12 protein-coding genes are annotated in these 13,061 nt (G+C 64.8%); all 12 read left to right on the top strand.

The annotated features are described in order from the left end of the window. Positions 1–71 precede the first annotated feature (71 nt). The 12 genes from IVA80_RS02215 to IVA80_RS02160 all read left to right on the top strand — a co-directional run bounded on the left by IVA80_RS02215 (position 72) and on the right by IVA80_RS02160 (position 13,060). Positions 72–731: an HAD family hydrolase gene (locus tag IVA80_RS02215; protein WP_247425222.1), complete on the top strand. Its 660-nt coding sequence runs from the start codon at positions 72–74 to the stop codon at positions 729–731. Positions 732–738: 7 nt separating this feature from the next. After that, a complete protein-coding gene (locus tag IVA80_RS02210; RefSeq protein WP_247425219.1) occupies positions 739–1,689 on the top strand; it encodes a sugar-binding domain-containing protein in 951 nt (316 codons plus the stop codon). A 326-nt stretch (positions 1,690–2,015) separates the two neighbouring features. Then, positions 2,016–3,326, top strand: coding sequence for a sugar ABC transporter substrate-binding protein (locus tag IVA80_RS02205; RefSeq protein WP_247425217.1), 1,311 nt, complete (start codon positions 2,016–2,018; stop codon positions 3,324–3,326). 92 nt (positions 3,327–3,418) lie between these two features. Continuing rightward, complete coding sequence (locus IVA80_RS02200; protein WP_247425215.1) at positions 3,419–4,291, top strand: sugar ABC transporter permease; 873 nt, start codon at positions 3,419–3,421, stop codon at positions 4,289–4,291. A 4-nt stretch (positions 4,292–4,295) separates the two neighbouring features. Then, positions 4,296–5,126: a carbohydrate ABC transporter permease gene (locus tag IVA80_RS02195; RefSeq protein WP_247425213.1), complete on the top strand. Its 831-nt coding sequence runs from the start codon at positions 4,296–4,298 to the stop codon at positions 5,124–5,126. Positions 5,127–5,140: 14 nt separating this feature from the next. After that, the gene (locus IVA80_RS02190; RefSeq protein WP_247425211.1) at positions 5,141–6,148 is read left to right on the top strand and encodes an ABC transporter ATP-binding protein; all 1,008 of its coding nucleotides are present in this window, start codon (positions 5,141–5,143) and stop codon (positions 6,146–6,148) included. Positions 6,149–6,179: 31 nt separating this feature from the next. After that, positions 6,180–6,953, top strand: a complete 774-nt coding sequence (locus IVA80_RS02185; protein WP_247425208.1) for an SDR family oxidoreductase — start codon at positions 6,180–6,182, stop codon at positions 6,951–6,953. A gap of 37 nt (positions 6,954–6,990) precedes the next feature. Further along, a complete protein-coding gene (locus tag IVA80_RS02180; protein ID WP_247425206.1) occupies positions 6,991–8,649 on the top strand; it encodes an FGGY-family carbohydrate kinase in 1,659 nt (552 codons plus the stop codon). Beyond that, complete coding sequence (locus IVA80_RS02175; protein WP_247425203.1) at positions 8,643–9,578, top strand: carbohydrate kinase; 936 nt, start codon at positions 8,643–8,645, stop codon at positions 9,576–9,578. Before IVA80_RS02180 ends, IVA80_RS02175 begins: the two co-directional genes overlap by 7 nt. Positions 9,579–9,699: 121 nt before the next feature. Further along, entirely contained in the window at positions 9,700–11,121 is a 1,422-nt protein-coding gene (locus IVA80_RS02170; protein ID WP_247425201.1) for an amidase, read from the top strand. Positions 11,122–11,219: 98 nt separating this feature from the next. Beyond that, complete coding sequence (locus IVA80_RS02165) at positions 11,220–12,170, top strand: ABC transporter permease (RefSeq protein ID WP_247425199.1); 951 nt, start codon at positions 11,220–11,222, stop codon at positions 12,168–12,170. Continuing rightward, positions 12,167–13,060, top strand: a complete 894-nt coding sequence (locus tag IVA80_RS02160; protein ID WP_247425198.1) for an ABC transporter permease — start codon at positions 12,167–12,169, stop codon at positions 13,058–13,060. The genes IVA80_RS02165 and IVA80_RS02160 overlap by 4 nt, the downstream gene beginning before the upstream one ends. The last annotated feature ends 1 nt before the right edge of the window (position 13,061 follow it).

Below are 13,061 nucleotides of genomic sequence, written 5' to 3'. Positions count from 1 at the left end.
GGGCTACTGTCGAGCGCGTTGCGACCCGCTGAGCTATTGCTCAGCCATTGAGTATATGATCAAATGCGCCGATGGATCCCGGCACGCTCGACCTCATCATCTTCGATTGCGACGGCGTGCTCGTCGACAGCGAGTTGTTGAGCTGCCGGTGCCTGTCGGAGGTGCTGGCTGAGTCCGGGCTCGAACTCAGTGTGGAGCAGGCACTCGAGCATTTTCTCGGACGCAGCACGGCTGCGATCGGACAATACTATCGAGAGCGCGGCGATATCCTGCCTGACGAATTCCTACCGCAGCTGAAGGCGCGGGTGCTGAAGACGTTCGCAACATCGCTTCAGCCGATCCATGGCGTTGGGGCAGTTTTGTCCGGGCTTAACACGCCGTTCTGCGTGGCATCGTCGAGCGATATCGATCGCGTCTCATTGTCGCTCGAGGTGACCGACCTCGCATCGCATTTCGATAGCCGGCTCTACACCTCGCAAATGGTCAGGCACGGCAAGCCGGCGCCTGACCTTTTTCTTTACGCGGCCGAGAAGATGGAGGCTGATCCGGCGCGCACCCTCGTGATCGAGGACAGCGTCAGCGGCGTGCTGGCTGCGAAGGCTGCCGGCATGACGGTTTGGGGATTTGTCGGCGGCAGCCATTATCGCGCCCACGATGGCCACGCTATATTATCCGCCGCCGGGGCCGATCGGGTCTTCGCGCACATGAGCGATTTTTGGAAGGACGCGTAACGCCGCCATGGCCGCCGAGAACGAAAAATCCAGGCTCGACGATGCCGCACGTGCCGGCTGGCTCTATTTCATTGCCGGCCATACCCAGGACGAGATCGCAAAGATGCTCCAGGTCTCGCGGGCGTCGGCGCAGCGGCTGGTCTCGCTGTGTCTGGCCGAGCGTCTCATCACCTTCCGCCTCGAACATCCCATTGCCGCCTGTATGGAACTGGCGGCGCGCCTGAAGGGGCGCTTCGGCCTCAGCCATTGCGAGGTGGTGCCGGCCGATCCTGCCGCACCGCAGGCCACAGCAGGCATCGCCGAGCGCTGCGCCAATCTGCTGGATTCGACCCTGCGTTCGGAAACGCCCGTCATCGTCGCACTCGGCACGGGACGCGCGGTGCGCGCCGCGGTCGAGCGCGTCACGCCGATCGACCGGCCCAATCACCAGATCGTCTCGCTGGTCGGCAACATCTCCGCCGACGGTTCGGCGAGCTTCTACGATACCGTCGGACGGCTCGCCGACCGCACCGGCGCGCGGCACTACCCGATGCCGCTGCCGTTCCTGATGTCGTCGGAGGACGAGCGCAACAAGATGGTGCGCATCGAGCCGATCGCGAAGGTGAAGGCGGTCGCGGCCAAGGCCGATCTGCGCCTCGTCGGCATCGGCCAGATGGATCAGAAGGCGCAGGTCCATGTCGATGGCTTCGTCACGCGCGACGAACTGTTCGAGATGATGCGGCAGGGGGCGATCGGCGAGATCACCGGCTGGGCCTATGATGCCAAGGGCCGTCTGCTCAAGGCCGGCACCAACAAGCGCCTCACCAGCATTCCGCCGGAAGTGCCGGCCAGGACCACGACGATCGGCGCCGCGGTCGGCATGGCCAAGGTGCCGGCGATCGCGGCCGCGCTGAACGGGCACCTGATCAACGGCCTGATCACGGACGAGGCCACTGCACAGGCGATTCTGGAGCGCTGAGGCAGAGCTTGGGCGGCGCCCTCGCTGGTCTCCCTCTCCCGCTTGCGGGAGAGGGCTGGGGAGAGGGTCTCTCCGCTGGCAAGACTCCCAAAGAGGAGAAAACCCTCACCCGTATCGCATCTTTCGATGCGATACGACCTCTCCCGCAAGCGGGAGAGGTGGAGCAAGCCGCCATATTTGTGCACGAAACGACAAGTCACTCCCGCACCGCAGCACTCATAAGTTGCGGGTACGCCCGCGCGTCTGCTTGACAACAGCTCACCCTCAGTTGAACATACACCCAACGCGTGGGCATATGCTCAAAGCGCGATCCTAGGGAGGTCACTGTGAAACACGTCCTCGGCGCCGTCTGCGGCGCGTCTATCCTGCTGGCCGTCCCCGCGATGGCCGAAACCACCCTGACGATCGCCACCGTCAACAACGGCGACATGATCCGCATGCAGGGGATGACGGGCGAGTTCACCAGGAAGAATCCCGACATCACGGTCAAATGGGTGACGCTGGAGGAAAACGTGCTGCGTCAGCGCGTCACCACCGACATCGCCACCAAGGGCGGCCAGTTCGACGTTTTGACCATCGGCACCTATGAGGTACCGATCTGGGCCAAAAAAGGCTGGCTGGTGCCACTTGCCAATCTCGGCGCCGATTACGATGTCGCTGACCTCCTGCCGAGGATCCGCGACGCGGTCTCGGTCGACGGCAAGCTCTTTGCCGCGCCGTTCTACGGCGAGAGTTCGATGGTGATGTACCGCACCGATCTGTTCGACAAGGCCGGCCTGAAGATGCCGGAAAAGCCGACCTGGGATTTCGTGATCGACGCTGCCAAGAAGCTCACCGACAAGAGCGCAGGCGTCTACGGCATCTGCCTGCGCGGCAAGGCCGGCTGGGGCGAGAACATGGCGTTCCTCTCGGCCATGGCGAATTCCTACGGCGCACGCTGGTTCGACGAGAAGTGGGAGCCGCAGTTCAACACGCCGGAATGGAAGGCGACGCTGTCGACCTATGTCGACCTGATGAAGCAGGCCGGCCCTCCCGGCGCCAGCTCGAACGGCTTCAACGAGAATTTGGCGCTGTTCAACGCGGGCAAATGCGCCATGTGGATCGATGCTACGGTCGCGGCGTCCTTCGTCACCAACCCCAAAGACTCCAAGGTCGCCGACAAGGTCGGCTTCGCGCTCGCGCCCAACACCGGGCTCGGCAAGAACGCCAACTGGCTGTGGGCCTGGAACCTGGCGATCCCCGCCGGCTCCAAGAAGGCCGAAGCCGCAGAGAAGTTCATCGCCTGGGCGACCAGCAAGGACTACACAAAACTCGTGGCGTCGAAGGAGGGCTGGGCCAACGTGCCGCCGGGCACGCGGACCTCGCTCTACCAGAACGAGGACTATCTGAAAGTCGCACCCTTCGCGAAGCTGACGCTGGCCTCGATTGATGCTGCCGATCCGAACAAGCCGACGGTGAAGCCGGTGCCCTATGTCGGCGTCCAGTACGCCGCGATCCCCGAATTCCAGGGCATCGGCACGCAGGTGGGCCAGCAGTTCTCGGCCGCGCTCGCCGGGTCGATGACGGTCGATGCCGCACTCACCGCGGCGCAATCCGCGACCGAGCGCGAGATGAAGCGCGCTGGCTACATCAAGTGAACCCGAGCTCTCCTCCTGAGCTCAAACTGGCGGCCATCCACTTTTCACTTTGATGGATGGCCGCCTTCTTCCCGCAATCGGAGAAGCCAAGGATGGCAACCCGGCAGACGCAGTTCCTTGCGCGCTCGCTTCTGACTCCGGCCGTCGGGCTGCTGTTCATCTGGATGATCGTCCCGCTGGCGCTGACGATCTATTTCTCGACCCTGCATTACAGCCTGCTCGATCCGGGCTCCGAGGCATTCGTTGGCCTCGAGAATTTCCGCTACTTCCTCACCGATCCCGCCTTCCTCGCCTCGCTCCAGAACACGCTGGTGCTGGTCGGCTCGGTGCTGGCGCTGACGATCCTGCTCGGCATTCCGCTGGCGCTGCTGATGGACCAGCCCGTGATCGGCCGCAACATCGTGCGTCTGATGGTGATCGCCCCGTTCTTCGTGATGCCGACGGTGAGCGCGCTGGTCTGGAAGAACCTGTTGATGCACCCGGTCTCCGGGCTGTTTGCCTGGATCGCCTTACTGTTCGGGCTGACGCCGATCGACTGGTTCAACGATGTGCCGCTGTTTGCGGTGATCCTGATCGTCGCCTGGCAATGGCTGCCGTTCGCGACGCTCATTCTGCTGACCGCGCTGCAATCGCTCGACGAGGAGCAGAAGGAGGCCGCCGAGATGGACGGTGCCAGCGCCGTCTCGGCCTTCATCTACATCACCTTGCCGCACCTCGCGCGTCCCATCACGATGGTGATCCTGATCGAGACCATCTTCCTGCTCACGGTGTTCGCCGAGATATTCGTTACCACCGGCGGCGGACCGGGCCTTCAGACCACCAACATCGCCTTCCTGATCTATTCGCAGGCGCTGATCCAGTTCGATGTCGGCAGCGCCTCGGCAGGCGGCCTCGTGGCAGTCGTGATCGCCAATATCGTGGCCTTCTTCCTCGTCCGCATCGTCGGCCGCAATCTGGAGGCATGAGAGCATGGCGCGAATGGCGACGACGCAGCGGGTGGTGATATCGACGATTGGCGCTTGGTTCTTCGGCTTGCTGATCTTCTTCCCGATCCTGTGGATGGTGCTGGCGAGCTTCAAGACCGAGCTCGAGGCCTTCGCCATTCCGCCGTCCTTCCTGTTCTTCCATTGGACCACGGAAAACTATGCGACCGTGCAGGAGCGCAGCGACTATCTGCACCATGCGATGAACTCGATCATCATCGCCGGCGGCTCGACCTTGATTGCGCTGCTGATCGCGATCCCGGCGGCCTGGTCGATGGCATTCTCGCCGACCAAGCGCACCAAGGACATCCTGCTCTGGATGCTCTCGACCAAGATGATGCCGCCGGTCGGCGTGCTGGTGCCGATCTACCTGATCTACAAGAGCTTCGGCCTGCTCGATTCCCGCATCGGCCTCGTCTTCATTCTGTGCCTCGGCAATCTGCCGATCGTGATCTGGATGCTGTTTACTTATTTCAAGGAGATCCCGCGCGACATCCTCGAAGCCGCGCGGATGGACGGCGCCACCATCGGCCGCGAGCTCGTCTATGTCCTGACGCCGATGGCGATCCCCGGGCTGGCATCGACCTTGCTGCTCAACTTGATCCTGGCCTGGAACGAGGCGTTCTGGACGCTCAATCTGTCGACGTCGAACGCCGCGCCGCTCACCACGTTCATCGCGTCCTATTCGAGCCCGGAAGGGTTGTTCTGGGCAAAACTGTCGGCGGCGTCGACGCTGGCGATCGCGCCCATTCTCGTCCTCGGTTGGTTCAGCCAGAAGCAGCTCGTGCGCGGGCTCACCTTCGGCGCGGTGAAATAAAGGGCTGCCGGATCATGGGTCAGATCACACTTCAGGACGTGCAGAAATCCTTCGGTCCCGTGCACATCATCAAGGGGGCTGATCTCGACATCGCCGACGGCTCCTTCGTGGTGTTCGTGGGGCCCTCAGGCTGCGGCAAGACCACGCTGCTGCGGCTGATCGCCGGGCTTGAAGACGTCTCAGGCGGCAAGATCCTGATCGACGGCAAGAACGTCGTCGACACGCCGCCGGCCAAGCGCGGGCTGTCGATGGTGTTCCAGTCCTACGCGCTCTATCCGCATATGAGCGTGCGCGGCAATATCGGCTTCGGCCTGAAGATGGCGGGCCGTTCCAAGGACGAGATCAACCGCAAGGTCGAGGCCGCTGCCGCGACGCTGAACCTGACGCCCTATCTCGACCGCAAGCCGCGCGAACTGTCCGGCGGCCAGCGCCAGCGTGTCGCGATCGGCCGCGCCATCGTCCGCGAGCCCAAGGCGTTCCTGTTCGACGAACCGCTGTCCAATCTCGACGCGGCATTGCGTGTGCAGATGCGCATAGAAGTCACGCGGCTCCAGAAGCAGCTCGGCACCACGGCGGTCTACGTCACCCACGATCAGGTCGAAGCCATGACCATGGCGGACAAGATCGTGGTGCTGAACGGCGGCAAGATCGAGCAATATGGCTCGCCGCTGGAACTCTACGAGAAGCCCGCCAATCTCTTCGTCGCCGGCTTCATCGGTTCGCCGAAGATGAACCTCGTCGCCGGCGAGCCCGCCAGGCAGCAAGGCGCGACCACGATCGGCGTCCGTCCGGAGCACCTGAAGATCGAGCGCGACGGCGCTGGCGGCTGGCAGGGAACGATCGCGGTCGCCGAGCATCTCGGCAGCGACACCTTCCTCTATGTCGATGCCGGTCCGCTCGGGATGTTGACGGCGCGCTACATCGGCGAATTGAGCCTGCACGCCGGCGACCGCGTGTCGCTGGTGCCGGACCCGACGCGCATTCACCGCTTCGGCGCGAGCGGCAACGCACTCAGCGGCTGACAAGAAACAGCAAGACAACGGAAAGACCACCATGTACCTGGAAAAATTCAAGCTGAACGGCAAGACCGCATTCATCACCGGTGGCGGGCAAGGCATTGGCCTCGCCTGCGCGGAAGCGCTGGCCGAAGCCGGCGCCAAAGTCGTGATCGGCGATCGCGACAGCAAGATTGCCGACAGCGCGAAGGCCGGCCTGAAGGCGAAGGGCTATTACGTCGAGACCGCGATCATGGACGTCACCGACACCAGGCGCGTGGCCGAGGTCGCTCGCGACCTCGTCGCCCGCCACGGCAAGGTCGACATCCTCGTCAACAACGCCGGCATTGCGCGGAGCGAGACGCCGGCCGAGACCGTCACCGACGAGCATTGGCTCAACGTCATCGATGTCAATCTCAACGGCACCTTCTGGTGCTGCCGCGAATTCGGCAAGCACATGCTGAAGGCGAAGAGCGGCGCCATCGTCAATGTCGGCTCGATGTCCGGCTTCATCGTCAACAGGCCGCAGGAGCAGTGTTTCTACAACGCCTCCAAGGCCGGCGTGCACCATTTGACCAAGTCGCTGGCCGCCGAATGGGGCGCGCGCGGCATCCGCGTTAATGCGGTGGCGCCGACCTATATCGAAACGCCGCTCAACGCCTTCGTGAAAAGCAATCCCAGAATGTACGACGCCTGGATTGGTGGAACCCCGATGGCGCGGATGGGGCAGGTCGAGGAGATCGCCTCCGTCGTGCTGTTCCTTTCTTCCGAGGCCGCGAGCCTGATGACCGGCAGCATCGTGCTGGTGGATGGTGGCTACACTTGCTGGTAGGCTTGCGTCATAACTGACGAAGCGACCAGGAGCGACAATGCCGCGAGCGTATATCGGCGTCGACGTAGGGACCACGAGCACGCGGGCAGGGGTCTTCGATGAGACCGGCGCTCTCCTGGCGATCGCGCGGCACCCGATCAGGATCTGGCACGAGGCCGGCGACATCGTCGAACAATCGTCCTCGGACATCTGGGAGGCCTGCGCCAAGTCGGTGCGAGCGGCGATGGCGGAAGCTGCAATCGCGCCCGACAGCGTCGGCGGCATCGGTTTCGACGCCACCTGTTCGCTGGTCGTCCTCGATCGGCAGGGCGAGCCGGTCACCGTCAGTGCCTCCGGCGACCGCCAGCGCAATGTCATCGTCTGGATGGACCATCGCGCCACGGCCGAGGCACGGCTGATCAACGAGACCGGGGACGCGGTGCTGCGCTATGTCGGCGGCTCGATCTCGCCCGAGATGGAGATGCCGAAGCTGCTGTGGCTGAAGCGGCACATGCGTGCGAGCTTCGATGCCGCCGGTCATTTCTTCGATCTGGCGGACTATCTGACCTGGCGCGCGACCGGCTCGCTCCAGCGCTCCACTTGCACCGTCACCTGCAAATGGAATTATCTCGCTCATGATGGTGGCGGCTGGAGCGCGCCGTTCTTCCAGCGCATTGGACTATCGGATTTCGTCGCCGAGAACTACGCCCGCATCGGCACCGAGATCGTCGCCCCCGGCACGCGGCTCGGCGCCGGTCTTACCCGTACTGTCGCGGCTGACCTTGGCCTCTCAGCGGGCATACCGGTCGGCGCGTCCCTGATCGATGCGCATGCCGGCGGCATCGGCGCGATCGGCGGCCGCGATGGAGCGGGCGGGACGACCGATGTCGCCGATCGCCTCGCCTACATCATGGGGACTTCGGCCTGCATCATGGCGACCACGAAGCAGCCGTGCTTCGTGCCGGGCGTGTGGGGCCCTTATTATTCGGGCATGGTGCCGGGCTTCTGGCTCAACGAGGGTGGCCAGTCCGCCGCGGGGGCAGCGATCGATCATCTCCTCAAGTCGCATCCGGGCCATGCCGAAGCGGGCGCGGCGGCGCGCAGCGAGAGCGTCGACCTCATCGAGTACCTCGAGCGGCGCATCATCGCGCGCGCCGGTGACGCCAGCCCCGCCGCGCTGCTCGCGCGCGACGTTCATGTGCTTCCCGAGTTCATAGGCAACCGCTCGCCTTACGCCGATCCAGATACGCGCGCGGTGATCGCGGGCCTCGATCTCGACAGCGACGTTGGTGCGTTGGAGCGGCTGTTCGTCGCCGGCCTCTGTGGTCTCGCTTATGGGCTTGCCGAGGTGATCGACGCCTTTGCCGCGCATGGCGTCCATTCCAGCATCATGATCATGGGCGGCGGCGCCAGCCGCAGTCCGCTGGTGCGGCAGATCATGGCCGATACCACCGGTCTCACCGTCGCGCTGCCGCAGACCGGGGAGCCGGTGTTGCTCGGCGCCGCGATGCTCGGCGCGGTCGCCGGCGGCGCCTATGCCTCGATCGGCGAGACCATGGCAAAAATGTCGGTGCTGGGACGCAAGAGCGAGCCCACCGCGCCCGATATGGCCGCGTTTCATTCGCGCAAGCGCGAGGTCTACAAGCTGCTGCGCGAGGTCGATCGCGGCAGCCGTGCGGCGATGCGCGAGGGCGCGGGAGGCCGAAACGGATGTTGATTGCCTGCGGCGATGCGCTGATCGATTTCGTCCCGACGCGAAATGCCGACGGGCGTGAGGCAGTGATGCCGGCGGTCGGTGGCTCCTGTCTCAACGTTGCGATCGGCATGGCGCGGCTGGGCGCGCCGACCGGCTTCGTCGGCGGCATCTCGAACGACCTGTTCGGAAGCATGATCGCCGAGCACGCTGCTGCGTCAAACGCCGAGCTCGGTCTCGCCACCCGCAGCGATCACCAGACCACACTCGCCTTCGTGCGCATGGTCGCAGGCGAGTCGCATTATGCCTTCTACGATGCCGACACCGCGACGCGGAACTGGACCTACCGGCGCGGCACAATCCCGTTCGCAACCGTCGAGGCCGTCCATGTCGGCTCGACCACGCTGGTCAACGACCAGGGCGCCGCCGAAGCAAAGGCCCTGATCATGGACGCGCGGGCGGCGTCGACGATCTCCTTCGATCCGAACTGCCGCCCCAACCTCGTCAAGGACAAGCCGGCCTATCTCGCGCGCATGGCCGAGTTCGCGAGGCACGCCGATCTCATCAAGATGTCGGACGTCGACTTCGCCTACCTCTTCGATGATGAGCCTTACCAGCAGCGCGCGAACGCGCTGCTGGCGCAGGGCGCGAGCCTCGTCGTCATCACCCGCGGCAACCATGGCGCCATCGCCTGGCATGCGGGAGCAGGGCAGATCGAAGTGCCGGCACCGAATGTCGAGATCGCCGATACCATTGGAGCCGGCGACAGCTTTCAGGCGGCGCTGCTGTTCGCCTTGTACAAGCAGGGCCGCATCGGCCGGCAACAACTGAAGGACATCAGTGCAGAAGATCTTCGCCCCGCGCTGTCCTTTGCCGCCAAATGCGCCGGCCTGACCTGCACCCGTCCGGGCGCCGATCCGCCCTGGAGTCATGAGGTGACCTGGAACTGGTAGGGTGCGCCCGGCCTTGCGATGTCCGAGATGTCCCGGCGGACTGTAGCCATGCGCCAGCCGAAATGGACATGTGAGATCCTCGCTGGCAAGGTCCGCGCGTCCCGACGTGAGCCTGTCCTTCATGAGCATAGATCTCTGTTTCCTGTCAGCCACTGAACTGCGCGCACGTATCAACAGCAAGACGGTCTCGCCCGTCGAAATTGTCAGCGCCGTGCTCGCGCGCGCCGAGGCGCTGCAGAGCCAATTGAACTGCTTCATCACGCTGTGTGGCGACGAGGCGATGGCAGAGGCGCGCGCGGCCGAGCGCAAGGTGATGGCGGGCGAGCCGCTTGGCCTGCTCCACGGCCTTCCCGTGACGGTCAAGGACATCGTCAACACCAGAGGCGTGAAGACCACCTTCGGCGCCGTTCCCTACAAGGACAATGTCCCCGCTGAGGATGCCGTCGCGGTTGCAAAACTGCGCGCGGAAGGCGCGATCCTGATCGGCAAGACCACCACGCCCGAATTCGGCAGCAAGTGCCTGACGGACTCGCCGCTGTTCGGCCGCACCCGCAATGCCTGGAGTGCGGAGCGGTCGTCGGGCGGCTCAAGCGGCGGCGCGGCGGTGGCTGTTGCGAGCGGCATCGCGCCGCTTGCGATTGCGACCGACGGCGGCGGCTCGACGCGAATTCCCGCCGCCTGCAACGGCGTGGTCGGGCTGAAGCAGAGCAATGGCGTCATCCCGCACAGCCAGGCGCTCGACGCCTTCGGCAACCAGACCTATGTCACGCCGACGACGCGCACCGTCGCCGACACCGCGCTGATGATGCAGGCGATGGCCGGTGAGGATCCTAGCGATCCCTGGTCGATCGGCGTACCCGTGCCTGATTTCATCGGCACCGCCACGCCGCGCGGCGATCTGCGCGGGCAAAAAATCCTGTTCTGCGCCTCGCTGCCCGGACGCCCGGTGTCTGCGGATGTCGCAGTTGGCTTCAAGGCGAGCCTTGATCGGCTCGCGAGCCTCGGTGCCGAGCTCGAGGAATTTTCCGGCGAAGGATTCGACATCGAGCCGATCTGGCGCGCGATCAACCACACGGTCTGGCGCACGCGTTTTGCGAAGCTCGTGGCCGAGCGCGGCGACGTCCTCAGCGAGACCTTCGTCAAGCAGGTCGCGCTTGCGACCAATGTCAGCGGCGTCGCGTATCAGGAGGCGATGTTCGCGCGCACCGCGCTGTTCCGCCGGGTGCAATCGCTGCTTGCGCGCGGGCATCTTTTGGCGATGCCGACCATCACCCGCACCGCGCTGCCAATCGACCAGGACCTGTTCGGCACCATCGAGATCGACGGCAAACACTTTGACAGCGTCCGGCCGCACTGGTTCCCCTGGACCATGCCATTCAACATGACCGGCCACCCCGCGATCAGCCTTCCTGGCGGCTTCGGCCGCGACGGCCTGCCGATCGGGCTTCAGCTCGTTGGCCGCTTCCGCGCCGATGCCGAACTGCTCCGTGTGAGCGCGCTGTTCGAGGCCTCGCACGATCTTCTGTCCCGCTGGCCCGGCTGAGGTGTGGCACGTGCCGAAAAGGACTGTGTGCAAAGGACTTGCCTCCCGCGCCTGGACATGTTGATCGTGCCGCGGGTGAGCCCTGAAGCCGAGCGCGCATGAGCGTATTCTTTCTCCGACGTCTGTTGACCTTGCTGGCGACGCTGGTCGGCGCATCCGTAATCATTTTCCTGGTGCTGGATGCTCTTCCCGGCAACGCCGCGCAGATGCTGATGGGCGCGGATGCGTCAGCGGACGCGGTGCGCGCGCTCACCATCAAGCTCGGGCTCGATCAGCCGCTGGCCGTCCGTTATTTGCACTGGATCAAGGGGCTCCTGATCGGCGATCTCGGCAACAGCTATGTCTACGGCACGCCGGTCGCTAGCTTGATCGCGGAGCGGCTGGTGCTGACCATTCCACTCGCGACCATGTCGATGCTGATCACGGTGACGCTGGCGCTCTCGGCCGGCATCTATACCGCCGCCAACCATAACAAGCTCGGCGACGTCGGCGTGATGTCGTTGACGCAGGTGGGCATCGCGCTGCCGAACTTCTGGTTCGCGATCCTCCTGGTCCTCTTGTTCTCGGTGCGGCTGCAATGGCTCTCCGCGGGCGGATTTCCCGGCTGGGAGGACGGCATCTGGCTCGGAATCAAGTCGCTGCTGCTGCCGGCGATCTCGCTTGCGGTGGTGCAGGCCGCAATCCTCGCGCGCGTCACGCGCTCGGCCGTGCTGGAGGTGCTGCGCGAAGACTTCGTCCGCACGGCGCGCGCGAAGGGGCTCGGCAAGCGCGAGGTGCTGTGGAGCCACGTGCTGCGCAACGCCATGATCCCCGTCATGACCGTGATGGGGCTGCAATTCGCCAATCTGCTCGCCGGCACCATCGTGATCGAGAACGTGTTCTATCTGCCGGGCCTCGGCCGCCTTATTTTCCAGTCGATCGCCAACCGCGACCTCATCGTGGTGCGCAACTGCGTGATGCTGCTGGCGGCCATGGTCGTCATCGTCAATTTCGTGGTCGACGTGCTCTATGCCTTCGTCGATCCCCGCATCAAGGTTCACGACCTGTGAGCGCGCCGCTGACCACCCTGGTTGACGCGCCGGCCGCAACGCGTGCTCTGCCGGCGCGGACGTTCTGGCGTCGCGCGCTACGCCATCGCAGTTTTGTGCTGGGCGGCGCGCTTGGCCTGCTGGTGCTCGCCTCGGCGCTGCTGTCGCTGGTGTGGACGCCGTGGTCGCCCTACGAGATCGACATCGCCTCGAAACTCAGGCCGCCCTCGGCGGCGCACTGGCTCGGCACGGATTCCTTCGGCCGCGACATCGTCTCGCTGCTGCTGGCGGGCGCACGCTCCACCATCATGGTCGGCATCATCGCGGTGAGCATAGGTCTTACCTTCGGCGTTTGCCTCGGCCTGATCGCGTCGGCCCGGCGCGGCTGGACCGAAGAGATCATCATGCGCTTCACCGACTTCACCTTCGCCTTTCCGGCCGTGCTCTCCGCCATCATGCTCGCCGCCGTCGTGGGCCCGGGCATGGTCACCTCGATCGTCGCGATCGGCATCTTCCAGATTCCGACGCTGACACGGCTGACGCGCGGCTCGGCCAACGCGATCTGGGCGCGCGAATTCGTGCTGGCCGCGCGTGCGGCAGGCAAGGGGCGCTTTCGCATCACCATCGAGCACGTGCTGCCCAACATCCTGTCGATCCTGATCGTGCAGGCGACCATCCAGTTTGCGCTTGCCATCCTCGCCGAAGCGGCCTTGTCCTATCTCGGCCTTGGCACGCAGCCGCCGCAGCCGTCCTGGGGTCGCATGCTGAACGATGCGCAGACGCTGCTGTTCCAGTCGTCGATGCTCGCGGTCTATCCCGGCGTGGCGATCGCGATCGCGGTGCTCGGGCTCAATCTGCTCGGCGACGGCCTGCGCGATCTGCTCGATCCGCGACTGGCGCGGGAGCGGTAAC

It is taken from the genome of Bradyrhizobium sp. 139 (genome assembly GCF_023074175.1).
In the GTDB taxonomy this organism is placed as follows: Bacteria; Pseudomonadota; Alphaproteobacteria; order Rhizobiales; family Xanthobacteraceae; genus Bradyrhizobium.
Note: the sequence above shows the minus strand (reverse complement) of the source record. Positions and strands in the feature narration are given on the sequence as shown.